Source organism: Variovorax sp. H27-G14 (genome assembly GCF_046156345.1).
Taxonomy (GTDB): domain Bacteria; phylum Pseudomonadota; class Gammaproteobacteria; order Burkholderiales; family Burkholderiaceae_C; genus Variovorax.
Genome location: NZ_JAYLVN010000028.1, coordinates 1 through 24,204, shown reverse-complemented (window position 1 = coordinate 24,204; position 24,204 = coordinate 1). Strand labels below are relative to the sequence as shown.

Sequence of the window (24,204 nt, the reverse complement as noted above, 5' to 3'; positions counted from 1 at the left end):
CATGAGCGACCAACCCTTTGTGCGCCATGAACTGAACGACGGCATCGCCACGCTCACGCTGAACCTGCCGGCCAAGCTCAACCCGATTGCGCGCGAGCTGCAGGTGGAACTGCGCGACACGCTGGAGCGCATTCGCGACGACCGCGCGGTGCGCGCTGTGATCCTCACCGGCGCGGGCAAGGCCTTCTGCGTGGGTGCCGACCTGAGCGCGATGGCCGCAGGCGAAGAGGGCAAGTCGCTCGGCACGCAAACGGCCGAGGGCATGCAGGCGCTCAGCAACCCGCTGATCGAAACGCTGCGCACGCTGCCGGTGCCGGTGGTGGCCGCGGTGAACGGCCCGGCGGCCGGTGCGGGCGTGGGCCTGGCGCTGGCGGCCGACGTGACCGTTGCGGCGCGCAGCGCGTACTTCTACCTGCCGTTCTTGCCCAAGCTGGGCATCGTGCCCGACCTGGGCTGCACCTGGGCCATTCCGCGCCGCGCGGGCCGCGCGCGCGCCATGGGCATGGCGCTGCTCGACGAGCGCCTGAGCGCGGAGCGCGCGGTGCAGTGGGGGCTGATCTGGGCCTGCGTGGAAGACGCGCAGCTGATGGACGAAGCCAGGGCCATCGCGCAGCGCCTGGCGCGCCTGCCCGCGCATGCGGTGACCGAGGCGCGCGAAGCCTTCGACGCCTCGGAGCGCCACACGCTGAAGGAGCAGTTGCACTACGAGAGCGAGCGCCAGCGCGAACTGATCGACAGCCCGAGCTTTCGCGAAGGCGTGAGTGCGTTTCTGCAGAAGCGCCCGCCGGTGTTCGAGCCCCGCTGAAAGACGGCTTCGCCGGCCGGCATCAAGAGCCTCAAGAGAATCACAAGGGCCCGGGCGCCGCCTCAGTGCGGCCGCTGCACGATCTCGTCGGCGCCGATCATCTCGGCCACCATCACCGTGCCGGGGCCGTCCAGAAAGTACTCGGTCTCGGCCGGCGCGCGCAGCCGCATGAAGCGGTCTTCGCCCACCTGCATGGTGTGGCCCGCCCCCATTTCAGCGCCGCTGTCGACCAGGTAGCGCAGCACGTTGCCGAACAGCTGAAAGTACGTCTCGCCCTCGTGGTGGCCTTCGGCCAGCACCGCAAAGTCGGGATGGCCGAAGCGGTCGGCGCCGTAGGTGCGCATCCACACGCCCGGCGCGCCTTCCACGTCGTACTTGACGAAGCCGCAGTACAGCGCGGGCAGGTCGAGTTCGCGCAGCAGTTCGATGCTGTCGCCCTCGCCCTCAACCTCGAACTCGGCGTCGAAGACTGCCGCCGGCATCGAGGTGTGCGCCGCCTCGTTCACCACCGCCAGCGCGCCGAGCCGGGCCAGCGCACCGGCCACGGTGGCCAGCGCCACGTACTGCTCCAGCACCGAGGCCTCGCGCCCGGCGTAGTAAAGGATCAGGTGGCCGCGGTGGGCGCGCACCTGGGCCTTGAGTTCCTGCGGGTAGTGCGCCGGCCCTACGCAGGTCTCCAGCGCGTCTGCGGGCATCGGCGCATCGAAGCCGACCAGCCGCACCACATGGTTGCGCCAGCCGGCCAGCGCGATGAAGGGGCCGGGGTCGGGCGACATTTCGCAGCGCGCGTCGGCGGTGGAGCGGTGGTAGGCGCGCAGCGCCTGGCCGAACGCGGCAATGTCGATGGGCTGCGGCTGCGCGAACAGCACGGTCAGCGCGACCGGGTCTTCCAGATCGGGGTTGGCCACCAGCGCGCCGGTGTCGGAGGGTTCGTCCTTGCGGCCGAAGAAACGGGAAAAGATGCTCATGTATGGGGGCTCCCTGAATGCGCCGCAGCGCCTGCGCACGGCGCTGCACCGTGCATAAGGAAAAGAACTGTAATCGCACCCGAACCGCCGGCCCGGCGGTTGTCCTGCGCCGGGCGATTGCGCCAGAATGGCCCTCCCCGCGAGCCAAGGAATCTTCATGCCCCACGACCTCACCAATGCCTTCTATGCCCAGTCGGGCGGCGTCACCTCGGTCATCAACGCGTCGGCCTGCGGCGTGATCGAAACGGTGCGCCGGCACCCCGAGCGCATCGGCAAGCTGTACGCCGGGCGCAACGGCATCATCGGCGCGCTGACCGAGGAGCTGATCGACACTGGCGCCGAGTCGGCCGAGGCCATTGCCGCGCTGCGCAGCACGCCTTCTGGCGCGTTCGGCTCGTGCCGCTACAAGCTCAAGTCGCTGGAGAAGAACCGCCGCGAGTACGAGCGGCTCATCGAGGTGTTCAAGGCGCACGGCATCGGCTATTTCTTCTACAACGGCGGCGGCGATTCGGCCGACACCTGCTTCAAGGTAAGCCAGCTGTCGCAGTCGATGGGCTATGCGCTGCAGGCCATCCACGTGCCCAAGACCATCGACAACGACCTGCCGCTGACCGACTGCTGCCCGGGCTTCGGCTCGGTCGCCAAGTACGTGGCGGTGTCGACCATCGAGGCCTCATTCGACGTGCGCTCGATGGCGGCCACGTCCACCAAGGTGTTCGTGCTCGAAGTGATGGGCCGGCATGCGGGCTGGATCGCGGCGGCAGGCGGCTTGGCGGCGGACCAGGGCATTCCGGTGGTGGTGCTGTTCCCGGAGATCGAGTTCGACAAGGCGCGCTTCATCGCGCGGGTCGATTCACTGGTGAAGCAGCACGGCTACTGCTCGGTGGTGGTGTCCGAAGGCTGCCATCACCCCGACGGCACCTTCCTGGCCGAGCAGGGCACGCGCGATGCGTTCGGCCATGCGCAGCTGGGCGGTGCGGCGCCGGTGGTGGCGCAGATGGTGAAGGACGCACTGGGCCACAAGTTCCACTGGGCGGTGGCCGACTACCTGCAGCGCGCGGCCCGGCACATTGCCTCGGCCACCGACGTGAAGCAGGCCTATGAACTGGGCCAGCGCGCGGTCGAGCTGGCGCTGGAAGGCCGCAATGCGGTGATGCCGACCATCGAGCGCACGTCCGACGTGCCCTATGCGTACACCATCGGCAGCGCGCCGCTGGAGTCGGTCGCCAATGTCGAGAAGCCGATGCCGCGCGATTTCATTTCGGACGACGGCTACGGCATCACCGAAAAATGCCGGCGCTACCTGCTGCCGCTGATCGAGGGCGAGGACTACCCGGCCTACAGCGGCGGCCTGCCGGTGTACGTGACGCTGCAGAACGTGGCCGTGGCGAAGAAGCTGCCGGCGTTCGCGATCGCATGACCATGGCCGCCGCGCCGCCCGCCGGTCTGATCGACGCCACGCGCTGCCCGCTGTGCGGCGAGCAGAACCGCTGCGCGATGGAAGTCGAGCGCGAGACGGGGCAGGCGCAGCCGGCCTGCTGGTGCATGCAAATCGACTTCAGCAACGCGCCGCTGACGAACTTGCCGGAAGAGATGCGCGGGCTGGCGTGCATCTGCGCGCGTTGCGCGGCAGGCGCGCCACAGGCTCAGGACTGAACGAAGCCCTGCGACTGGGACTGGCCCTGCGACTGGCCTTGAGATTGGCCCTGCGACTGCGACTGTCCTTGCGATTGCGATTGCAACGGCTGCACCGCCTCCACCGAACTCGCCGCCACTTCACTCGCCACCACCATCGTCGGCGCGCTGCCGGCCCGCTGCTGCGTGATCACGCTGTGAATGAACTGCAGCTTGCCCACCGCCGCGCGCGGCAGCACGAACGGGTAGTAGTCGGGCTGGCCCATGCTGCGCGACAGCTCGTTGAGCACGTTGGTGAGCTTCACCCAGCCGTTGATGAAGTCCAGAAACTTGCCCGCGTCCGCATGGTCGGGCTGCCACAGGTCTTCCACGGTGAAGAGGTCGTTGGTCAGCTCGACGTTGGTGGCGTCCACGCCAAAGCTCATCGCGGTGTCGGCCGTGTCGGCCATGTGCAGGTAGTGGGCCCAGGTCTCGGCCCAGTCTTCCCACGGATGGGTGCTGGCGTAGCTGCTCACGTAGCGGTCGGCCCAGTCGGGCGGCGGGCCTTGCTCGTAGTGCACTTGCAGGGCGGCCGCGTAGTCGGCACGGTCGTCGCCGAAGAGCGCGCGAAAGTCGTCGATCCACGGTGTGGGCAGCACCAGCAGGTCCCAGTAGTAGTGGCCGATTTCGTGGCGGAAGTGACCCAGCAGCGTGCGGTAGGGCTCACGCATCTCGGCGCGGATGCGCTCGCGCACGGCGTCTTCGGCCTCCTCGGCGTTCAGCGTGATCACGCCGTCGTCGTGGCCCGTCATCACGTGCGGGCCGCCGGGCATGTTGCTGAGGAAGTCGAAGGCCAGGCCGTGCACCGCGTCGACATGGCGGCTCACCACCGGCAGGCGCAGCGCCAGCAGTTGCGAGATGAGCCGGCGCTTGGCCTGTTCGAGCTTGCCCCAGAAGACGCCGTTGGCCTCCTGCGACAGGTCGGGGATGGTGCGGGTCACGCTGCAGGCCAGGCAGTAGCCGGGCGCCAGGCCGTGGGTGTCGACCGGTGGCGGCTGGCCGTCGCGCGCGGCGGGCACCATCCAGCTGCAGGCGGCGGCGGTCATGAGGTTGGCGCAGCGCCGGTAGATCGGGCCCTGCGCGTCGCCGAACACGGTGAAGGTGTCGGGCGGTGCGTCGTTGCCCTGCGCGGGCGCCAGCGGCACCACGCCCAGGCGGTCTTCCACATAGCCCAGCGGCGTGCGGCAGGCCAGGCACTGGCTGTTGCGCAGAAACACGGGGCGACCGCATTGGCAGCGGTACGAACGGCTGACGGTGGGCGCGGCCAGTTCGGTGGCCAGCGTGGTTGCGGCGGTGCCTTCAGGCACGGGAGAAACTTCAGGCGCTGACGCAAGAGCGGTGGAGTCGTTGAGATCGTTCACGGGGGCATTCATGGGGTGTATCGGTCTTGACGCGAAGCTTGACGCAAGAGGGTCAGCGGCTGCATTGTGCGATTGGCCACCGCGCCGTTCGCCATGCAATCGCCGATATGCTTGTAGGACGACGGAACACCAGCCATTCCGCAGCACATGACACCCCCCCACGCATCCGAAGCCACGCCCAAGCCACCTCCGTCGCCCATGCCGGCCACGTCGGCCCCGCCAGACATCCCCAGCATTCCCACCATCGGCACCCTGCGCGAACGCTACGGCGAGCGCTACCGCTGGTACCTGCTGCTGTCGGTCATGGTGGGAACGATGGCGTCGATCATGTCCTCGACCATCGTCAACGTGGCCATTCCGGGCATGAGCCACCACTTCTCTTTGGGCCAGGAGCGCGCGCAGTGGGTGAGCTCGGGCTTCATGGTGGCCATGACCGTCTCCATGCTCACCACGCCGTGGCTGCTGTCGCGCTACGGCTACCGGCGCACCTACGTGGGCACGATGCTGTTGCTGCTGGTGGGCGGCATCGTGGGCGGGCTGGCCAACAACTTTTCGCTGGTGCTGTTCGCGCGCGTGGCCGAAGGGCTGGCGGCGGGCGTGGTGCAGCCCATTCCGGCCATCATCATCCTGCGCGCCTTCGAGCCGCACGAGCAGGGGCGCGCGAGCGGCATCTTCGGCATGGGCGTGGTGCTGGCGCCGGCCATCGGGCCGAGCATCGGCGGGGTGCTGGTCGACCTGTTCGGCTGGCGCTCGATCTTCTTCATGGTGGTGCCGTTCTGCCTGGCCTCGATCTGGCTGGCCTACAAGTTCGTGCCCAAGACGGCGCCGGGCGGCGTGGCCGCGGTGCGCGGCAGCGGGCTCGATACGCGCGGCCTGGCGCTGGGCACGGTGGGCACGCTGTGCCTGCTGAACGGGCTGGTCGAGCTGCGTGGAGACTCCCCGCTGCAGGCCGCGCTGCTGCTGGTCGGCGCGCTCGCTTCCTTTGCCGCCTTCGTGTGGTGGCAGCGCCGGCTGGCGGCCGCGGGCGGCACGCCGCTGATGAACCTGGCGCTCTTCAAGTACCGGCAGTTCGCCATGGGCAGCGTGGTGGCCTTCATCTACGGCACGGCGCTGTTCGGCTCCACGTACCTGCTGCCGGTGTACATGCAGGTGGGGCTGAGCCTGTCGGCCTCGCACGTGGGCACCATCCTGCTGCCCGCGGGCCTGGTGCTGGCGCTGACCATCGCGGGCGTGGGCCGGCTGGCCGACCGGCACCCCACGTGGCTGCTGGTGACCATCGGCCTGGCGCTGCTGGCGGCCTCCTTCGCGCTGATGATGGTGCTGCGGCTGGACAGCGCACTGTGGCTGCTGGTGGCCTTCGCGGTCATCGGGCGCATCGGGCTGGGGTTCATCCTGCCTTCGCTCAACCTGGGCTCTATGCGTCCGCTGGCCAAGCCGCTCATTCCGCAGGGCGCGAGCGCCATCAACTTCGTGCGCATGCTGGGCGGCGCGGCCGGCGTGAGCCTGTGCGCCATCGTGCTCGAGTGGCGGCTGGCCGCGCACGGCGACTCGCTGGCCAACCCGTTGAGCAGCCCGGCCCGGCTGGCCGCGTTCGACGAGGTGTTCGCGATGCTGGCGGGGCTGTGCGCGCTGGCCATCTGCGCCGCGTGGCAGCTGCGCACGCCGCCAGCGCAAGGCACGGGGCCGATGCGCAACACGGGGTAAACCCCGGCGGCGAAAGGGGGGACTTTCGCATTCAATTGTTATCAGTTGTATCCATTCGATCCTGACAGCCATTGGGTTCCCCATGCATCGCAGAAATTTCATCGCCGCCTCGGCTGCGGCAGCGGCCGGACTCGGCCCGTTTTCCCTTTCAGCCCATGCCGCCGACAACGGCGTCACCGACGGTGAAATCGTTCTGGGCCACACCGGCATCCTGAGCGGCCCGCTCGGCGTGCCGGTCAAGGTGGTGATGGCGGGGGCGGGCCTGGCCTTCGACTCGGTCAACGCACAGGGCGGGTTGTCGGGCCGCAAGATCCGGGTGGTGTCGCTCGACGACGAGCTCAAGCCCGAAAAGGCCCTGGCCAACTACGAGAAGCTACTTGCCGAGCACCGCGTCTTCGCCTTCTTCGGCTGCGTGGGCTCGGGCACCACCGCCGCGGGCGCCAAGGTGGTGAACCAGAGCGGCGCGCCCACGGTGGGCGGCTATGCGGTGTCGGACTCGGCCCGCGAGAAGATGGGCGGCGCGGGCTACTTCGTGCGCGCCACCTTCGCGCGTGAAGCCCAGGCGCTGGTGCAGCATCTGACGACCATCGGCGTGACACGCATCGCCGTGGCGTACCTGGACAACCCCGGCGGCGCGGAAGTGGCCAAGCTGGTCGAAGGCGCGCTCGACACCCTCAAGCTCAAGCCCGAGGCCGCCGTGGCCGTCAAGGGCGACGGCACCGGCAACGAGGCCGCCGGCAAGGCGCTGGCCAACAGCAAGGCGCAGGCCGTGATCATGTATCTGGGCGGCGGCATCGGCGGCGAGGTCATGAAGGCGGCCTGGGCGGCCGGCGGGCGCCAGATGTACTACGGCATGTCGATCGTGCCGGGCGACGTCACCGCCAAGCTCGTGGGCGACAAGACCAGCGGGCTGGCCATTTCGCAGATCGTGCCGTACCCCTGGAGCGAGGTCGACACCACCGCGCGCGAGTTCCGCCAACTGGCCGAGCGCGCCAAGGTCGACATGGGCTACCTGGCCTACGAGGGCTACGTCAATGCGCTGGTGATGGTCGAAGGCCTGCGCCGCAGCGGCCGCGACCTCACGCGCGCCAGGCTGCACGCCACGCTGAAGGCGATGAAGCTGCGCATCGGCGGCATGGAGATCGACTTCACCGGCGCCAGCAACACCGGTTCGCGCTTCATCGAGATGGTGCGCGTGACCAAGGATGGCAAATTCATCCGCTAGCCGCAGTCCCACGCCAGGTGAGCGGCGCGGCGCACGGTGGCCGGCGCGAATCGCGGTCTAATCGCTGACATGTGTCAATTGCTAGGGATGAACTGCAACACGCCGACCGACGTGACCTTCAGCTTCACGGGGTTCGCGCAGCGCGGCGGCCGCACCGACCACCATGCGGACGGATGGGGCATCGCGTTCTTCGAAGACCGCGGGCTGCGCCACTTCGTCGATCACCAGCCGGCGTGCGAGTCGCCGGTGGCGGAGCTCATTCGGCGCTACCCCATTCAAAGCCGCAACGTCATCGCGCACATCCGCAAGGCGACGCAGGGCGAGGTGAACCTGCAGAACTGCCACCCGTTCGTGCGCGAGCTGTGGGGCCGCTACTGGGTGTTTGCCCACAACGGCGACCTGAAAGACTTTCGCCCGCGCCTGCACGGCAACTTTCACCCGGTGGGCAACACCGACAGCGAACATGCCTTCTGCTGGCTCATGCAGGAGCTGGCCAAGTCGCATGCGGGCGTGCCGAGCATCGAGGAGCTGACGCTCACGCTGCGTGAACTGGCGCCGCAGCTCGCGAGCCACGGCACCTTCAACTTCATGCTGTCCAACGGCCAGGCGCTGTGGGCGCATGCCTCCACCAACCTCTGGTACGTGGAGCGCCAGCACCCGTTCGTGACCGCGCAACTGTCGGACGAAGACCTGGCCATCGACTTCGCGCAGCACACCACCCCCACCGACCGCGTGGCCGTGGTGGTGACCGCGCCGCTCACCACCAACGAGACCTGGACCCAGTTCGCGCCGGGCGAGCTGCATGTGTTTGTGGACGGACGGTTGTCGGGGGTCTGATTGCAAACCTGATTGCAAACCTGATTGCGAACCTGATTGCAAACAAAAAAGTGCGGCCTTTTAGCTGACACTTTTTAGCAACAGTGCATGAAAGTATCGGAAGGCGTGTGCAAACACGGGAACAATAACGGTTCTCATTTGCATCCTTTTCGGACTATTCATGCCCGCTCCCAACTTCTACCTTCGGCCCACCGTGGTCGCAACGCTGCTCGCACTCCATGCCGTGGCCGCACTGGCCCAGAGCACCGCGGCCGAGCCCGCCGCTGGCGCGGCATCGAGCGGCACGCTGACCACAGTGAACGTGGAAGCCAGCGCCGACGCCTCGGCCGAAGGCCTGACCAAGCCCTTTGCCGGCGGCCAGGTGGCGCGCGGCGGGCGGGTCGGGATCCTGGGCAACCAGGACATGATGAGCACGCCGTTTTCCAGCACCAACTACACCAACGAGCTGATTCAGGACCAGCAGGCCAAGAGCGTGGCCGACGTGCTGCTGAACGACCCGTCGGTGCGCCAGGCGCGCGGCTTCGGCAACTTCCAGGAGCTGTACGTGGTGCGCGGCTTCCCCGTGTACTCGGACGACGTCTCGTACAACGGCCTGTACGGCATGCTGCCGCGCCAGTACATCGCCTCTGAATTCTTCGAGCGCGTGGAAGTGTTCCGCGGCGCCAACACCTTTCTGAACGGCGCGGCCCCCGGCGGCAGCGGCATTGGCGGTGCCATCAACCTGCTGCCCAAGCGCGCGCCCAACGAGCCGCTCACGCGCGTGGGCTTCGGCGTGCAAACCGGCGGCCAGGGCTTCGTCAACCTCGACCTGGCACGCCGCTTCGGCCCCGACGACAGCCTGGGCGTGCGCGTGAACGCGGTGCGCCGCGAAGGCGGCACCGGCGTGAAGAACGAAAGCCAGCAGCTCAGCGCCTTTGCAGTGGGCCTGGACTGGCACAACCGCAACGTGCGCCTGTCGGCCGACTTCGGCTACCAGGACTTCGACCTGAAGGACGGCCGCCCGAGCGTCACGCCCTCCTCCACGCTGCCCATTCCGCGCGCACCCGACGCCCGCACCAACTTCGCCCAGCCCTGGACCTATTCGAAGGAAAAGGACAAGTTCGCCACCTTCCGCGGCGAGGTCGACATCACCGACAACATCACGGCCTGGGCCGCCGGCGGCGTGCGCCGCAGCGACGAAGACAACGTGCTGTCCAACCCCACGCTCACCAGCGCGTTCGGCGACACCAGCAACACGCGCTTCAGCAACACCCGCAAGGACCGCATCGGCACCGCCGAAATCGGCGTGCGCGGCAGCTTCAACACCGGCCCGGTGAAGCACACGCTGGTGGCCTCGGCGGCCAAGTACAGCAACGACCGCGACAACGCCTATGCCATCTCGGCGGGCAGCGTGCGCAACAACATCTACACGCCGTATGCGTCGCCGTACCCGATCGCCAACGGCCCCGGCGGCTTCGTGGGCAACACGCTGGCAGACCCGCGCCTGACCGACAAGATCGACACCTCCAGCGTGGCCATTGCCGACACCATGGCCTTCATGGACGACCGCCTGCTGGTCACGCTGGGCGCGCGCCGCCAGACCATCGAGCAGACCAGCTTCGCCTACACCACGCTCAAGCAGACCAGCAGCTACGACAAGAGCAAGACCACGCCGGTGGCCGGCGTCGTGTTCAAGATCACGCCCACCGTGTCGGCCTATGCCAACTACATCGAAGGCCTGGTCAAGGGCAACGTGGCGGGCACCACGTCGAACAACCGCCCGGTGACCAATGCCGGCGAAATCTTCGCGCCGTACCAGGCCAAGCAAAAGGAAATCGGCGTCAAGTACGACGGCGGCACGCTGGGCGCCAGCGCCGCGTTCTTCACCACCGACCAGCCCACCTACTACTACTCGGGCCAGACCTACGGCCTGTACGGCAAGCAACGCAACCAGGGCCTGGAGTTCTCGGTGTTCGGCCAGCCCGCCAAGGGCCTGCGCCTGCTCGGCGGCCTGACGCTGATCGACGCCAAGCAGCAGAACACGGCCGGCGGCGCCACCGACGGCCTGACCGCCATCGGCGTCGCCAAGCAGCAGGCCAACCTGGGCGCCGAATGGGACGTGGCCGGCCTGCGCAACGTGTCGGTGAATGCGCGCGTGCTCTACACCTCCAAGCAGTACGCCAACGCCGCCAACACGCAGTCGGTGCCGTCGTGGACGCGCGTGGACATTGGCGCGCGCTACCTGGTCGACCTGGGCAACAGCCGCACGCTCACGCTGCGCGCGCGCATCGACAACCTGTTCAACAAGTCGTACTGGGCCTCGGTGGGCGGCACGCAGGGCTCCAACTACCTGGTGCTGGGCGCACCGCGCACCTTCGCGGTGAGCGGCACGATCGACTTCTGAGCACGCCGCGGCCGGCCCTGGCCTTGCCCAGGCGCTGGCCGCATGCGTTGCAGATTACGTCGCCAAGTGCGCCTCCAGCGCATCGACAAACATCTTCGGCACATCGAACCCCGTCTGCTCGGTGATCTCCTGAAAGCAGGTCGGGCTGGTCACGTTGATCTCGGTGACCGAATCGCCGATCACGTCGAGCCCGATCAACAGCAGCCCGCGCGGCGCCAGTTGGCGGCCCACGGCCTCGGCAATCTCGCGGTTGCGCGCGGTCAGCGGCTGGGCAACGCCCTTGCCGCCGGCCGCCAGGTTGCCGCGCACCTCGGTGCCCTGCGGAATGCGCGCCAGCACAAAGGGCGCCGGCTCGCCCGCAATGATCAGGATGCGCTTGTCGCCCTGCACCACCTCGGGCACGAAACGCTGAACCATGATGGTTTCGGCGCCGTCCTTGTTCAGCGTTTCGACGATGGAGCCGAGGTTCAGCGCGTCCTGCTTCACGCGGAAGATGCCCATGCCGCCCATGCCGTCGAGCGGCTTGAGGATGATGTCGCCGTGCTCCGCATGAAAGTCGCGCACGGCCTGCGCGCTGCGCGTCACCAGCGTGGGCGTGACGAACTGCGGAAACTCCATGATAGCCAGCTTCTCGGGGTGGTCGCGCAGCGCGCGCGGCGAGTTCACCACCCGCGCGCCCTCACGCTCGGCCTGCTGCAGCAGGTGGGTGGCGTAGATGTATTCGGCGTCGAAGGGCGGGTCTTTGCGCATGAGCACGGCGCGAAAGTCCTTCAGCGGCTTCGACTCGGTGCTGTCGACCGTGTACCAGTCTTTGGCGTGCCCGGTCAGCGTGATCTGCTGCACGTTGGCCGTCACCTGGCCGCCCGATTTCCACTGAATGTCCTGCGGCAGGCAGGCCGCGATGCGGTGGCCCCGGCGCTGCGCCTCGCGCATCATCGAGAAGGTCGTGTCCTTGTAGATCTTGAACTGGTCCAGCGGATCGGCGACGAAGAGGATGTGGGTCATCAGGCGTTCTTTCTTGGCGCGCCGGGCTCGGCGCTCACGGGGGTCTCGGGGATCACAAGGGTACGGGGCGCGATGTTGCCGGAAGCCGCGATGTCTTTGTCGGGAGGGGCCTTTTGCGTGGCTGGCGAGCCGCCCTGCGCAACGCCGTCCACACGTCTTTCCACGCGGCCAAGCTGCTGCACCGCCAGCGCCACCGCCCCGGCCACCACGCCCCAGAAGGCCGAGCCGATGCCCGCCAGCGTGACGCCCGAGAGCGTCACCAGGAAGGTGATGAGCGCGGCCTCGCGGTGCGACTCGTCGCGCACCGCCGCCGCCAGCCCGCCGCCGATGGTGCCCAGCAGCGCCAGCCCGGCAATGGCCGCGACCAGCTCCTTGGGAAACGCCGTCAGCAGCCCGGTGACGGCCGCGCCGAACAGCCCGATCACCACGTAGAGGGCGCCGCAGCACACCGCCGCCGTGTAGCGCCGCGCCGGGTCTTCGTGCGCCTCGCGGCCCATGCAGATGGCCGCGGTGATGGCGCTCAGGTTCAGCACAAAGGCACCGAAGGGCGCCAGCACCAGCGTGGTCAGCCCGCTCAGCGTGATGAGCTTGCTGACCGGCAGCGCGCCATAGCCCGCCGCCCGAATGGCCGCCACGCCCGGCAGGTTCTGCGAGGCCATGGTCACCACGAACAGCGGCAGCGCCAGGCTCACGATCGCCTGCCAGGTGAAGGCCGGCATGGTGAACACCGGCCAGGTGAGCGAGAAATGCACCGCCGACCACGCCAGCTGCCCGCGCGCCGCCACGTACGCGATGGCCACCAGCAGCGTGAGCGGCACCGCGTAGCGCGGCAGCAGCCTTTTGGTGACGAGATAGGTGCCGAGCATCAGCAGCACCAGCGCCAGCGCGGTCTGCGCCGCGATGAACGCGCCCAGGCCGAAGCGCGCCAGCACCCCCGCGAGCAGCGCGGAGGCGATGGCCATCGGAATCTTGTTCATCACCCGCTCGAACCAGCCGGTGGCGCCCGCCAGCACGATCAGCACCGCGCAGACCATGAACGCGCCCACTGCCTCGTTCATGCTGTAGCCCATGCCGGCCACCGCCAGCACGGCCGCGCCGGGCGTGCTCCAGGCAATCATCACGGGCTTGCGCCACCACAGCGAGGGCAGCGCGGAGGCCAGCCCCATGCCCATGCCCAGCGCCCACATCCAGGAGGCGGCCATCTCCGGCGTGGCGCCGAAGGCCTGCGCGGCCTGGAAAACGATGGCCACCGAACTGGTGAAACCCACGAGCACGGCGACGAAGCCCGCGGTGAAGGCGGAGAGGCTCAGATCCTTGAAGAAACGCATCCCGGGATTGTCGGGCCGGGCGTGCGCCCGGGTGTCGGGCCGAGCAGCCCGTCCGCCTGCGCCATGGCGATGACATGCCCCTGCGCTGCCGCCCTGGCGATCCACATGAGCGCCAGGTAGTCGTTGCGCGCCACGCCCTGGCCGGTGGCGTGCGCCACGCCGAGCCACTGCATCGCGTCGGCGCATCCCTGGGCGGCCGCCTGCTCGATCCAGTAGAGGGCGGCGGCGGGGCGGTTCAACACAAACAGGTGCTGGCCGAAGTCGTTCTGTGCCACGACATCGCCGGCATCTGCCTGCAACATGATTTGCACGTCCTGCGGGCCCGAGAGGTCCCACGGGGGGTTGTGCACGCTGTCCCACGACAGCATGACCCGGCCGCGGCGGTCGTCGTCGACGCGCTGCGCCTGGCCGTTGGCAATGCGTCGCCACCAGGTCCTTCGGCTCCACCTGGACATGACGACGAGTGCATCGAGGCTGATTTTCTGGTCAGCTGGGGGCCTTGCCATTTCCGGGAGGGATGGCAAGGCTATTTCTTGCTTCAATGCCCCGGGATCTATTGAATGAGTGGATTGAGCAAAAATCTGCATGGGAATTTTCAGTCGATCTTTTATTCAATTGATCACCGGTTTTATTCAATTACTTGACTTGACTACCCCCGCAATCCTTCATCCTGCTCTGCCATTTGCTTGGAGGCGGATTTGCGGGGGTGAATTTTGTGACCACGGGCCTGTTTTTGCAGACCCGCACGACCACCCTTGCCATATTATCAGCGACCAAAATTTATAGAACAATCAAGGCGTTTTTGCAGTTTTTATGGTGCAACCCTTTGGATTCACCGACACCTTGAGAGTGGATTCACAAGTCCACTCAGAAGAATTAGGATTTGAGACAAGGGTGTACGTGAGCGTCCCCTCTGAGATCGTTGGGCTCACTCCTGCTTTTTTGAATTTAGTTTCAACGGTACAGGCACCCTTAGTTGAGCCAGCTGTGACGCTATCGACATATTTTCCTTTAATGTCAGTAGCTTTTGCCATTCCATCGATTTCCAATTTTGAGTTGTCAGGGCAAATACCATCCATCGTAAAAGCCAACTCCACATCCCTTTTGATGCCTTCTGCAATCACAACACCTTCGCTGACTTGCGCCTTTCCCGTGTAATTCTGATAAGCCGGCATCGCAATAGCAGCCAAGATACCCACAATCGCCACAACAATCATCAACTCAATGAGCGTGAAACCCTTCTGAGCAGCATTGGTAAATTTTCCGAGACGTTTCATGCATTTATTCCTGGTTAAAACTCGCCAACCCATGTCGGCGGGCTGTTTAATTGCAGGTTGCATGCCCTTTCAAAAATCCTCCCGTCAAATATCAGAATTATTTAACAATCGTTTTAAATAATAAATCAATCAAAACAACGGTGCGTTCCAAATAACCAAAATGACGCACGCCAGACAAATTTGTCACCCTCGGCGCAATGCCTTGGCAATTCTGGCGCGCACCGGCCCGTGCCAATTCAGCATATTTCCGCAGCCGATCCAAATAAATTCTTGAACGCATAACTCGCGCCCGTTAATCGCCGGCCGCCTCAAATTGTCGACAATTTCCCCATTGCAATGCCGACAATCCGGGCACAGGAATTGCACCGATGCCGTCGCAGCACCTGCCATGCACCGCCCTGGCTCCCACCCGACCGGACCCCGCAAATGACCCCACCCGCTTCGCAAGACACCCCCGCCCCCGCCCCCACCCTCACCCCCGCCGGCGTGGTCGACGAGTTCCTTCGCCTGGTGATGATTCCCGACCCTCAGTCGGCCTCGCGCTACACCGCGCCGGGCATCCGCATTCGCTTCACCGGCAACCGCCCAATGAACGCGCCGGGCGACACGTCGGCCTTCAATGCCCAGCGCTATGCCTGGGTGAAGAAAAAAATCGAACGCACCGAAACCGTGGCCGGCGGCACGCCCGAAGACACCGTGGTCTACAGCCTGGGCACGCTCTACGGCGCCTGGCCCGACGGCACCGCGTTCGAAGGCAACCGCTACGTCGACCGCTACGTGGTGCGCCACGGCCTGATCGTGCAGATGGACGTGTGGAACGACAGCGCCGAATGGCTGCTGGTGCGCGCCGGCCTCGCGGTGCTGTGAGGCCGCGGGCATGACCACGCGCTGGCCCGACCGGCTTCCCACGCACGACCGCTTCGACTACAGCCCCATCACCCGCCGGCCCGACTACGTGTGGCCCAACGGCGCGCGGCTGGCCGTGTACCTGGGCTTCAATGTGGAGCATTTCGCCTTCGGCGACGGGCTGGGCGCGTGCATTGGCCCGGCGTCGCCGCAGCCCGACGTGCTCAACCACGGCTGGCGCGAGTACGGCAACCGGGTGGGCGCTTGGCGCTGCCTGGACCTGTTCGACGCGCTCGCGCTGCCGACCGGCGCGCTGATCAACACCGCGCTGTACGACCACTGCCCGGAGCTGGTGCAGGCGCTGGTGGCGCGCGGCGACGAGCTCATCGGCCACGGCCACAGCAACGCCGAACGCCAGGGCGTGCTCGACGAAAGCCACGAGCGCGCGCTGCTGCAGCGCTGCCGCGAGCGCATGGTGCGCGAGAGCGGGCAGGCGCCTTCGGGGTGGCTGTCGCCCTGGATTTCGGAGAGCGCCGTCACGCCCGACCTGCTGGCCGAAACCGGCTACGGCTACACGCTGAACTGGTGCCACGACGACCAGCCGGTTCGCATGCGCACGCGCGGCGGCGGCGCGCTGTGGTCGGTGCCGTACCCGCAGGAGCTCAACGACATTCCGATGATCGTCGGGCGCCTGATGGACGCGAAGGACTTCAGCGCGATGGTGGTCGACAACTTCGATGAAATGCTGGCGCAGTCGCGCGCGCAGCCGCTTGTGATGGGGCTGGCGCTGCATCCGTACATCGTGGGCCAGCCCTATCGGCTGCGGCATCTGCGCACCGCGCTCACGCACCTGGCGCGCGCGCGCGACCGGGGCGAGATCTGGTTCACCACGCCGGGGGCCATTGCGGCGCACATGACGCAGCTGGCGGCGCAGCGCCCAGGGGCGTTCGAGTGACGCGTGCGGCGGTGGAAGAGAGCGGGATCGAAGGCGGGATCGAAGACGGCATCGAAGGCGGTATCGACGGCGACATCGAAGCCCGCATCTACCGCGCTGTGTTCGAAGGCGTGACCCACCAGCGCCTGGCGCCCGGCACCAAGCTGCCCGAGGCCGCGCTTTGCGCGCTGTTCGGCGTGAGCCGCGCGCTGGTGCGCAAGGTGCTGCAGCGCCTGGCGCACGACCACATCGTGGCGCTGCGGCCCAACCGCGGCGCCATCGTCGCCATGCCGTCGCCGGAAGAAACGCGGCAGATCTTCGAGGCGCGCCGCGCATTGGAAGCCGCGCTGGTGCGCTTGGCGGTGCGCCACGCCACCAAGGCCGACCTGGCCGAGCTGCGCCGCCACCTGAAGGAAGAACACACGGCCCTGCACCGCTGCACGCAGCCCGAATGGGCGCGGCTGGCCAGCACTTTTCATTTGCGCGTGGCGCGGCTGGCGCGCAACCCGATATTGGAGCGCTACCTGAGCGAGCTCATGTCGCGCTGCTCGCTGATCGTGGCGCTGTACGAGCCGCCCGGCCATGCGGCGTGCGAGCACGGCGAGCATGCGGCGGTGGTCGATGCCATGGCGCATGGCGACGCGGACACGGCCGTGCGCCTGATGGAAGCGCACCTGCTGGTGCTGGAGCGCAACATCGCGCTGGACCGGCCGGTCTCGCAGCGCAGCCTGGGGCAGATGCTGGGGCTGGGCTGAAAGCCTGCCCCGCGCGCTCCAGGGCCTGTCAAATCTCGATCTTCGACCCCAGCTCCACCACCGCGTTGTTCGGCAGCCCCAGGAAGGCCGCTGCGCCGCTGGCGTTGTGGTGCATCTGCGCAAACAGCTTCTCGCGCCAGGGCGCCATGCCGCTGCCCAGCGTGGGAATGACCACGTCGCGCGACAAGAAGTAGCTGGTCGTCATCGGCTCCAGCTGGCAGCCGCGCAGGCGCGCGTTGTCCAACGCGCGCGGCAGGTCGATGTCGTTCTTGAAACCGTAGTGCACGATGATCTGCCAGCAGTGATGGCCCAGCGCCTCGATCTCGATGCGCTTGTCCATCGGAATCCACGGCACCTCGTGGTTGCGCACGGTGACGAACATGTTCTGCTCGTGCAGCACCTTGTTGTGCTTCAGGTTGTGCAGCAGCGCATTGGGCACAGTGCCCGGCTCGGCCGTGAGAAACACCGCCGTGCCTTCCACGCGCACCGGCGGGCTCACGAACACCGAGCCCAGAAAAGACTTGAGGTCGATCGCGTCGGCATGCTGCGCCTCGCCCATCAGGCGGCGGCCTTCCTTCCACGTGATCATCAGCGTGAACACGAAGCCGCCGATCATCAGCGGGAACCAGCCGCCCTCGAACAGCTTGAGCAGGTTGGAGGCGAAGAACATGAAGTCGACAAAGAAGAACACCGCCGTGGCGCCGATGCACAGCACCAGCGGCAGCTTCCACGCATAGCGGATCACGAAGAAGGTCAGCACGGTGGTGATCAGCATGTCGGTGGTCACGGCAATGCCGTAGGCCGCGGCCAGGCTGCTCGACGAGCGGAACATCACCACCGCCAGCACGATGGCCACGAACAGGCCCCAGTTGACCAGCGGTATGTAGATTTGCCCGGCCGTGCGCACGCTGGTGTGCTCGATGTTCAGGCGCGGCAGGTAACCCAGCTGAATGACCTGGCGCGTGACGCTGAAGGCACCGGTAATGAGCGCCTGCGACGCGATCACCGTGGCCAGCGTAGCCAGCAGCACCAGCGGCACCAGCGCCCATTCGGGGGCCATCATGAAGAACGGGTTCTTCACCGCCTCGGGGTTCTCCAGCAGCAGCGCGCCCTGGCCCAGGTAGTTGAGCGTGAGCGCCGGCATCACCACCGAGAACCACGCAATGCGAATCGGCTTCTTGCCGAAGTGGCCCAGGTCGGCGTACAGCGCCTCGGCGCCGGTGACGCACAGCACCATGGCGCCCAGCAGGATGAAGCTGGTGCCCGGGTTGTCCCAGATGAACTTCAGCGCGTACCAGGGGTTCAGCGCCTTGATGATTTCAGGGTGATGCAGGATCTGCCACACGCCCAGCACCGCAATGGCCGCGAACCACGCCAGCGTGACCGGCCCGAAGAACTTGCCGATGCCCGCGGTGCCGCGCTTTTGCACCGCGAAAAGGCAGAACAGCACCACCAGGGTGATCGGAATCACATAGTGCGAGAAGTGCGGCGACACCACCTCCAGGCCCTCCACCGCCGACAGCACCGAAATGGCCGGCGTGATGACGCCGTCGCCATAGAACAACGAAGTGCCGAAGATGCCGATCACCAGCAGCACGCTGCGCAGCCTGGGCTTGTCGGCCACCGCGCGAGAGGCCAGCGCCAGCATGGCGACCAGGCCGCCCTCGCCTTCGTTGTCGGCGCGCAGCACCAGCACCACGTACTTGATGGACACGATGACGGTGAGCGTCCAGAAGAACATCGACAGGATGCCGTAGACGTTCTCCACGGTGAACGGCACATGGCCGTGGCCGAACACTTCCTTGACGGCATACAGCACGCTGGTGCCGATGTCGCCGTAGACGACGCCAATGGCGCCGACGATCAGGCCGGCTGAGAGAGATTTGGGGGCTGACACGAGGTCGATGGGGAAAAGGGCAGGCTGCGGATGTCGGCGCGTCAGACACGCCGGGGTGCGATGGAGGCGGACTTTAGTTCACAAGCCTGCCGCCCTATCGCCCCTCCCGCCCTTTTTTTTCCGTTGTGCTGTGGGGCCGCTATTTTGCCGTTGCTTGCGCCCGGTGCAAGCCGAGGCAAGCCGGCCCCACGGTCATTCGTAGATTTCGGCGTCCGGGTCGGTCGCTTCCATTTCGTAGCTGGCGGCCACCATGGCCAGCCGGCCGACCACGCCGTACATGTAGAAGCGGTTGGGCGCGCTGGCACCGGGCTTGGCGCCGGGCTGCGGCATGTGGGCGCTTTCGGAGAAGGCCAGCGGCACGAAGCTCGCGCCCGGCAGCTTGAGGTTTTCGTCGGCGGCCTGCTCGGCATGCACGCGGTAGAAGCCGCCCACCACGTAGCGGTCCATCATGTAGACGACCGGCTCGGCCACGCCGTTGTGCACGCGCTCGTTGGTGAGCACGCCTTCCTGCACGATCAGCTCGGTGGGCTCGCGCGGCTCGATGTTGCGGCTGGCGGCTGACTTGATGGACGGCGCGCTGGCCCCACTGGTGCGTGCCTTGCCGATGAGCGCCTCGACTTCCTTGGCGTCGCGCACCGTCACCACGCCCGGGCTGCCGCTGCCGCTGTGGCCGCCCTTGACCACCACGAACGGCTTCTCGTTGATGCCGTATTCCTTGTACTTGCGGCGCACCTTGGTGAGCACGGCGTCCACGTGGCTGGTGAGCACGTCGATGCCTCGGCCCTCGGCCACGTCCACGCCTTCAGCGCGCGCATAGATCGGGTTGATGAGCCAAGGGTCGATGCCCAGCAGCTTGCCGAAGCGCTTGGAGAGCTCCTCGTAGCTGTGCAGGTGGTTGCTCTTGCGGCGCACCGACCAGCCCGCGTGCAGCGGCGGCAGCAGGTACTGCTCATGCAGGTCTTCGAGGATGCCGGGCGTTCCTGCGGAAAGCTCGTTGTTGAGCAGAATTGTGCAGGGATCGAAGTTCTTCAACCCCAGGCGGCGCTTGGTGCGCACCACCGGTTCGAGCGTCACGGTGTCGCCGTTGGGCAGTTCGATCTTCTTGGGCGACTTGATGGCCGGGTCGATCGACCCGATGCGCACGTTGAGCCCCGCCATGTGGAAGATGCGCACCAGTTGCGCGACGTTGGCCAGGTAAAAGGTGTTTTTCGAGTGGTTTTCCGGAATGACGAGCAGGTTGCGCGCCTCCGGGCAGATCTTCTCGATGGCGGCCTGGGCGGCCTGCACGGCCAGCGGGAGCATCTCTTTGGTGAGGTTGTTCCAGCCACCCGGAAACAGGTTGGTGTCGACCGGCGCCAGCTTGAAGCCCGCGTTGCGGATGTCCACGGCGCTGTAGAACGGCGGCGTGTGCTCCATCCATTCGAGCCGGAACCAGCGTTCGATGGCGGGCATCGAGTCGAGCACCCGCTGCTCCAGTTCGTTGATCGGGCCGGTCAGGGCAGTGACGAGATGCGGAACCATGCGGCGGCCTTGTTGGTTTTTTGCTTAAAGGTGGAGCGGAATTGTAGGATTTGGGGATGGCCGCCCCAATGACAAGACGGACCGGACGGCCAGAGCGGCATCGTGGCCCATCAGGTCCGAACCTCGCCCTGCCCAAGCACCACGTACTTGAGCGAAGTGAGGCCTTCGATGCCCACCGGGCCGCGGGCGTGGAACTTGTCGGTGCTGATGCCGATTTCAGCCCCCAGCCCGAACTCGAAGCCATCGGCGAAGCGGGTGCTCGCATTGACCATCACGCTGGCCGAATCGACCTCGCGCAGGAAGCGCTGTGCGTGCACATGGTCGCGCGTGACGATGGCGTCGGTGTGGTGGCTCGAATAGCGGTTGATGTGCGCAATGGCCTCGTCCACGCCCGCCACCACCTTGATGCTGATGACCGCGGCCAGGTATTCCTCGGACCAGTCGGACTCCACGGCGTCGAGCACGCGGGCCTTGGGGTCGGCGGCACCGTCGGCGCGCAGGATGGCGGCGGCGGCCGGGTCGCAGCGCATCTCGACGCCCTTGGCGGCAAACACGGCGGCAATGCGGGGCAAAAAGTCTTCGGCCACCGTGGCCGACACCAGCAGGCCTTCGGCGGCGTTGCAGGGGCTGTATTTCTGGGTCTTGGCGTTGTCGACGATGCGCAGCGCCATGTCGAACTCCGCCGTGTCGTCCACATACACGTGGCAGTTGCCGTCCAGGTGCTTGATGACCGGCACCTTGGCGTCGCGGCTGATGCGCTCGATCAGGCCCTTGCCACCGCGCGGAATGATCACGTCGACAAACTCGGGCATGGCGATGAGCTGGCCCACGGCCTCACGGTCGGTGGTCTGCACCAGCTGCACCGCGTCCACCGGCAGGCCGGCTTCGGCCAGGGCCTCGGACACCAGCAGCGCCAGCGCCTTGTTCGACTCGATGGCTTCGGAGCCGCCGCGCAGGATGGCCGCGTTGCCGCTCTTGATGGCCAGGCTCGCGGCCTCGATGGTCACGTTGGGCCGGCTCTCGTAGATCATGCCGAACACGCCGATGGGCACGCGCATCTGGCCCACGCGGATGCCGCTGGGCTGCTGGCGCATGCCGATGATTTCGCCGATCACGTCCGGCATGGCGGCGAGCTGGTCGCAGCCCTCGGCCACGGTGGCGAGCACTTTGGGGGTGAGCTTCAGACGATCGACCATCGGCGCCGACAGACCGGCGGCCGTGGCGCGCTCGACGTCGCGCAGATTGGCGACCGCCAATTCCGGGCCCGCGTTGCGCACTCGTCGCGCCAGCGCCTTAAGTGCTCTTACTTTGGTAGCAGCTTCCGCACGCGCCATCAGCGCGGCAGCCGTTTTTGCCTGCAGGCCGAGGGCTTGCATGTGTTCGTGGACATTAAACGCGTTCATGACGCATTGTCCCACTGCATGCATCCTGCATTGATGCGATCAAGAAAATATCCGATCGCGATGAATCAATATGGTCAAATACGCTAGTGTTTTGCCGACCATTTCGCCGCAAAACAATCATTCGCACTGTTGATTTAACCATCCGTGCATTAAAGGTTAAAAATAATATCAACAGTCAAAACTCATAACATTTTTTCAAATAAATGAGAATCAAATCAATATATATCTTTGCGGCTTTCGCGTTTGCTCTAGCGGTCAATGGCTGGATCTACGTTTCGAATCACTGGTCTCCATCGTCCTATGGATTGATTTTACAGATGATTGGCGAGCAGAATACAGGATTATTATACGGGACGTCGAGGGCTATACGCTCCGATGAATTGGCAGTCGTTACACCACTGACCCAAGCCACAGTCCGAAATAACTTCGAAAGATATAATGCGACATCCTTTTACGACGAAGATTTAAGAATAAATTACGGCCTCCCTGTCTTTGACTGGGGGCTAATTTTTAAGCCCACATTCTGGACTTACACATTTTTACAACCAGCGAGCGCTTTTTCGTTCCATTGGTTTGCAATTGGCGCAATGTTTTTTATCGGTCATGCGCTCTTATTCAGAAAAACTGGGCTGCCCGCGTTGTCTGCGGCCTTTTTATCAATCGGACTCTATTTTACGCCATTCACTCAATTTTGGTGGAACGAAAAAGGGCCGATATTCGCTTTTTTTCCATGGGTTATAGGCTCTCTTTTTTTGAGCATTCCCTGGGGCCTCAGACTCGTATTTTTCTATTGGCTGTCGACTTCATGGCTGCTGACAAATTTTTATCCTCCCATCATAATATCGCTCGCGTTTGTGGGTGGTATTCTAATATTGGCGTTTCAAAGAGAATGGATGCAACCAAAACGATTATTGCCGCTGCTGGCTACAGTCGTTGCGGCAGCATCGACGGCCGGGATATATCTTAAAGATTATCTGACTGCGACATCAAATACCATTTACCCAGGACAGCGAATCCTTTCTGGTGGCTCCATACCCTCCCTCGAATGGTGGGCACAGTTTTTCCCGTTTATAACGTTCGATAATGCTTTCGTCAGTCTTACCAATCAAAATATTTGCGAGGTAGGCGTCGTCGGCGCTGCATTCCTGCTGATGACGCTGTGCATGCTCAATTGGCGACGACTCCTAACGCTCCTGATTGCATCAAAAGAACAGCGACTGAATTTTTCAATTTTGCTCGCCGGTCTCGTCTTGATGAACGCATGGATGCTGCTTCCGTTGCCATCTTGGGCAGGATCACCATTGCTATGGAACCACGTATTGCCAGAACGCATGGAATATGCAGCAGGATGGTTGCTTTTATTGAGCATTGCGCTGCTGGGCGAAAACGGCGGTATTCTCATTAATAAATATCGCCTGCTGCTTTACACGATGGTCGCGCTCGGTGGCTGGCTTACGATTAAATTATCGTCGAACAATTTTTCGTTTAATACTGAATTTATTCGAGCCCAATCGGGCGATCTGATTTCAATCCCATTTTTGATCGTTTCTCTCCTTGTAACATACGCTATCCGAGCAAATAAGAATTACGCAATTCTTGCTGCGTCGGCTGGCGCGGGAGCAGTTGTATTATTCGCCTTCAACCCCATTCAATCGAGCGAACCTATTTTCGCGCAACACTCGACACCATTTCTTAATAGCCTCGCAACGCAAATTCAAGAACCAGCTGGCGTTCTCGTTCCGCAGCATCCGACACTCCCTGGCGCCGCTCTCAACGGTTTAGGTTATCGCTCTGTGGTGCATGTGACGCCAGTTCCTGCACTGGAAATGTGGCGTTCTCTATATCCACATTTATCCAGAGAAGAACTCGATAGCACCTTCAACCGCTATTCACACATCCATCTCACGACAGACGAGACTCCAAAGTCCCCGCAGGAAGACGTTGTCAATGTTCCATTGAAAGATTTCCCACTGACACGAGTGCTAAGTCCTGCCAAAAATACAAAAAGATAATTTTTTGCGCCAAATAATTCCTGGCTTTCATCGAATAACCAAACGATATCGGATTCAAATTTAGAGGCATCTATGGCAATTAAATCGACCACTTCTTTGTATCGAGGCTGCGTTATCGCCTTGGTTATCCCTTGTTATAACGAGTCCGCCCTGAACAATCTCTAACTCTTTGATTTCACTGGTGATTTCGGAGCGTGCGTGGCGCGGAATTTGCAAGGTACTTGGGCGTAGAACGCAGTTTCCTTGCAAATTCCGACGAGGTTTTATCG

The 24,204-nt window shown here is 64.7% G+C and carries 20 protein-coding genes; 11 read left to right on the top strand and 9 right to left on the bottom strand.

Features of this window, described 5'->3' with window-relative positions; genetic code table 11:
* Position 1: 1 nt before the first annotated feature.
* A complete protein-coding gene (locus tag VLK31_RS33545) occupies positions 2 to 805 on the top strand; it encodes an enoyl-CoA hydratase-related protein (RefSeq protein WP_409172812.1) in 804 nt (267 codons plus the stop codon).
* Positions 806 to 867: 62 nt separating this feature from the next.
* On the opposite strand, the gene VLK31_RS33540 is transcribed toward VLK31_RS33545, so the two are convergent.
* On the bottom strand, positions 868 to 1,773 hold the full coding sequence (locus VLK31_RS33540; protein WP_409172811.1) for a DUF4261 domain-containing protein: 906 nt from the start codon (positions 1,771 to 1,773) through the stop codon (positions 868 to 870).
* Between the two features lie 157 nt (positions 1,774 to 1,930).
* Here VLK31_RS33540 and VLK31_RS33535 point away from each other — a divergent pair, with 157 nt between their 5' ends.
* Both VLK31_RS33535 and VLK31_RS33530 read left to right on the top strand, forming a co-directional pair.
* The gene (locus VLK31_RS33535) at positions 1,931 to 3,193 is read left to right on the top strand and encodes a 6-phosphofructokinase (RefSeq protein ID WP_409172810.1); all 1,263 of its coding nucleotides are present in this window, start codon (positions 1,931 to 1,933) and stop codon (positions 3,191 to 3,193) included.
* Positions 3,190 to 3,429 (top strand): cysteine-rich CWC family protein, encoded by a 240-nt coding sequence (locus tag VLK31_RS33530; RefSeq protein WP_409172809.1) that lies wholly within the window; start codon positions 3,190 to 3,192, stop codon positions 3,427 to 3,429. Before VLK31_RS33535 ends, VLK31_RS33530 begins: the two co-directional genes overlap by 4 nt.
* Here the strand turns inward: VLK31_RS33530 and VLK31_RS33525 are convergent.
* On the bottom strand, positions 3,420 to 4,820 hold the full coding sequence (locus VLK31_RS33525) for a putative zinc-binding metallopeptidase (RefSeq protein ID WP_409172808.1): 1,401 nt from the start codon (positions 4,818 to 4,820) through the stop codon (positions 3,420 to 3,422). The genes VLK31_RS33530 and VLK31_RS33525 overlap by 10 nt on opposite strands.
* Before the next feature lie 186 nt (positions 4,821 to 5,006).
* On the opposite strand from VLK31_RS33525, the gene VLK31_RS33520 reads away from it, so the two are divergent.
* The 4 genes from VLK31_RS33520 to VLK31_RS33505 all read left to right on the top strand — a co-directional run bounded on the left by VLK31_RS33520 (position 5,007) and on the right by VLK31_RS33505 (position 10,957).
* A complete protein-coding gene (locus VLK31_RS33520; protein WP_409172848.1) occupies positions 5,007 to 6,512 on the top strand; it encodes a DHA2 family efflux MFS transporter permease subunit in 1,506 nt (501 codons plus the stop codon).
* A gap of 82 nt (positions 6,513 to 6,594) precedes the next feature.
* Positions 6,595 to 7,737 (top strand): ABC transporter substrate-binding protein, encoded by a 1,143-nt coding sequence (locus VLK31_RS33515; RefSeq protein WP_409172807.1) that lies wholly within the window; start codon positions 6,595 to 6,597, stop codon positions 7,735 to 7,737.
* A 69-nt stretch (positions 7,738 to 7,806) separates the two neighbouring features.
* A complete protein-coding gene (locus VLK31_RS33510; protein ID WP_409172806.1) occupies positions 7,807 to 8,574 on the top strand; it encodes a class II glutamine amidotransferase in 768 nt (255 codons plus the stop codon).
* Positions 8,575 to 8,734: 160 nt separating this feature from the next.
* Entirely contained in the window at positions 8,735 to 10,957 is a 2,223-nt protein-coding gene (locus VLK31_RS33505; protein WP_409172805.1) for a TonB-dependent receptor, read from the top strand.
* Between the two features lie 54 nt (positions 10,958 to 11,011).
* Here VLK31_RS33505 and gshB read toward each other — a convergent pair whose 3' ends face one another.
* From gshB to VLK31_RS33485, 4 genes are all read right to left on the bottom strand, one after another.
* Positions 11,012 to 11,962: a glutathione synthase gene (gshB, locus tag VLK31_RS33500; protein ID WP_409172804.1), complete on the bottom strand. Its 951-nt coding sequence runs from the start codon at positions 11,960 to 11,962 to the stop codon at positions 11,012 to 11,014.
* The gene (locus VLK31_RS33495; protein WP_409172803.1) at positions 11,962 to 13,290 is read right to left on the bottom strand and encodes a benzoate/H(+) symporter BenE family transporter; all 1,329 of its coding nucleotides are present in this window, start codon (positions 13,288 to 13,290) and stop codon (positions 11,962 to 11,964) included. Before VLK31_RS33495 ends, gshB begins: the two co-directional genes overlap by 1 nt.
* Positions 13,269 to 13,745, bottom strand: a complete 477-nt coding sequence (locus VLK31_RS33490) for a tetratricopeptide repeat protein (RefSeq protein ID WP_409172802.1) — start codon at positions 13,743 to 13,745, stop codon at positions 13,269 to 13,271. The genes VLK31_RS33495 and VLK31_RS33490 overlap by 22 nt, the downstream gene beginning before the upstream one ends.
* 336 nt (positions 13,746 to 14,081) lie before the next feature.
* Entirely contained in the window at positions 14,082 to 14,567 is a 486-nt protein-coding gene (locus VLK31_RS33485) for a pilin (protein ID WP_409172801.1), read from the bottom strand.
* A 426-nt stretch (positions 14,568 to 14,993) separates the two neighbouring features.
* Between VLK31_RS33485 and VLK31_RS33480 the strand changes: the two genes are divergently transcribed.
* From VLK31_RS33480 to VLK31_RS33470, 3 genes are read left to right on the top strand one after another with little or no spacing between them, the layout of a single operon-like run.
* Positions 14,994 to 15,434, top strand: a complete 441-nt coding sequence (locus tag VLK31_RS33480; protein ID WP_409172800.1) for a nuclear transport factor 2 family protein — start codon at positions 14,994 to 14,996, stop codon at positions 15,432 to 15,434.
* A gap of 10 nt (positions 15,435 to 15,444) precedes the next feature.
* Positions 15,445 to 16,368: a polysaccharide deacetylase family protein gene (locus VLK31_RS33475; protein WP_409172799.1), complete on the top strand. Its 924-nt coding sequence runs from the start codon at positions 15,445 to 15,447 to the stop codon at positions 16,366 to 16,368.
* Positions 16,369 to 16,379: 11 nt separating this feature from the next.
* Entirely contained in the window at positions 16,380 to 17,102 is a 723-nt protein-coding gene (locus tag VLK31_RS33470) for a GntR family transcriptional regulator (RefSeq protein WP_409172847.1), read from the top strand.
* Between the two features lie 28 nt (positions 17,103 to 17,130).
* On the opposite strand, the gene VLK31_RS33465 is transcribed toward VLK31_RS33470, so the two are convergent.
* The 3 genes from VLK31_RS33465 to VLK31_RS33455 all read right to left on the bottom strand — a co-directional run bounded on the left by VLK31_RS33465 (position 17,131) and on the right by VLK31_RS33455 (position 21,923).
* Positions 17,131 to 18,999, bottom strand: a complete 1,869-nt coding sequence (locus tag VLK31_RS33465) for a potassium transporter Kup (RefSeq protein ID WP_409172798.1) — start codon at positions 18,997 to 18,999, stop codon at positions 17,131 to 17,133.
* A 192-nt stretch (positions 19,000 to 19,191) separates the two neighbouring features.
* Positions 19,192 to 20,520 (bottom strand): glutamate--cysteine ligase, encoded by a 1,329-nt coding sequence (gshA, locus tag VLK31_RS33460; RefSeq protein WP_409172797.1) that lies wholly within the window; start codon positions 20,518 to 20,520, stop codon positions 19,192 to 19,194.
* Between the two features lie 110 nt (positions 20,521 to 20,630).
* On the bottom strand, positions 20,631 to 21,923 hold the full coding sequence (locus VLK31_RS33455) for a glutamate-5-semialdehyde dehydrogenase (protein ID WP_409172796.1): 1,293 nt from the start codon (positions 21,921 to 21,923) through the stop codon (positions 20,631 to 20,633).
* Positions 21,924 to 22,126: 203 nt separating this feature from the next.
* Here VLK31_RS33455 and VLK31_RS33450 point away from each other — a divergent pair, with 203 nt between their 5' ends.
* Complete coding sequence (locus VLK31_RS33450; protein WP_409172795.1) at positions 22,127 to 23,935, top strand: hypothetical protein; 1,809 nt, start codon at positions 22,127 to 22,129, stop codon at positions 23,933 to 23,935.
* The last annotated feature ends 269 nt before the right edge of the window (positions 23,936 to 24,204 follow it).

Bases quoted from the DNA above. Each gene is read 5' to 3' on its own strand.
- VLK31_RS33495 (WP_409172803.1), bottom strand. From the start codon at position 13,290: ATGCGTTTCTTCAAGGATCTGAGCCTCTCCGCCTTCACCGCGGGCTTC.
- VLK31_RS33490 (WP_409172802.1), bottom strand. From the start codon at position 13,745: ATGTCCAGGTGGAGCCGAAGGACCTGGTGGCGACGCATTGCCAACGGC.
- VLK31_RS33520 (WP_409172848.1), top strand. From the start codon at position 5,007: ATGCCGGCCACGTCGGCCCCGCCAGACATCCCCAGCATTCCCACCATC.
- VLK31_RS33515 (WP_409172807.1), top strand. From the start codon at position 6,595: ATGCATCGCAGAAATTTCATCGCCGCCTCGGCTGCGGCAGCGGCCGGA.
- VLK31_RS33540 (WP_409172811.1), bottom strand. From the start codon at position 1,773: ATGAGCATCTTTTCCCGTTTCTTCGGCCGCAAGGACGAACCCTCCGAC.
- VLK31_RS33530 (WP_409172809.1), top strand. From the start codon at position 3,190: ATGACCATGGCCGCCGCGCCGCCCGCCGGTCTGATCGACGCCACGCGC.
- VLK31_RS33545 (WP_409172812.1), top strand. From the start codon at position 2: ATGAGCGACCAACCCTTTGTGCGCCATGAACTGAACGACGGCATCGCC.
- VLK31_RS33505 (WP_409172805.1), top strand. From the start codon at position 8,735: ATGCCCGCTCCCAACTTCTACCTTCGGCCCACCGTGGTCGCAACGCTG.
- VLK31_RS33535 (WP_409172810.1), top strand. From the start codon at position 1,931: ATGCCCCACGACCTCACCAATGCCTTCTATGCCCAGTCGGGCGGCGTC.
- VLK31_RS33475 (WP_409172799.1), top strand. From the start codon at position 15,445: ATGACCACGCGCTGGCCCGACCGGCTTCCCACGCACGACCGCTTCGAC.
- gshA (WP_409172797.1), bottom strand. From the start codon at position 20,520: ATGGTTCCGCATCTCGTCACTGCCCTGACCGGCCCGATCAACGAACTG.
- VLK31_RS33450 (WP_409172795.1), top strand. From the start codon at position 22,127: ATGAGAATCAAATCAATATATATCTTTGCGGCTTTCGCGTTTGCTCTA.
- VLK31_RS33525 (WP_409172808.1), bottom strand. From the start codon at position 4,820: ATGAATGCCCCCGTGAACGATCTCAACGACTCCACCGCTCTTGCGTCA.
- VLK31_RS33485 (WP_409172801.1), bottom strand. From the start codon at position 14,567: ATGAAACGTCTCGGAAAATTTACCAATGCTGCTCAGAAGGGTTTCACG.
- gshB (WP_409172804.1), bottom strand. From the start codon at position 11,962: ATGACCCACATCCTCTTCGTCGCCGATCCGCTGGACCAGTTCAAGATC.
- VLK31_RS33480 (WP_409172800.1), top strand. From the start codon at position 14,994: ATGACCCCACCCGCTTCGCAAGACACCCCCGCCCCCGCCCCCACCCTC.
- VLK31_RS33455 (WP_409172796.1), bottom strand. From the start codon at position 21,923: ATGAACGCGTTTAATGTCCACGAACACATGCAAGCCCTCGGCCTGCAG.
- VLK31_RS33510 (WP_409172806.1), top strand. From the start codon at position 7,807: ATGTGTCAATTGCTAGGGATGAACTGCAACACGCCGACCGACGTGACC.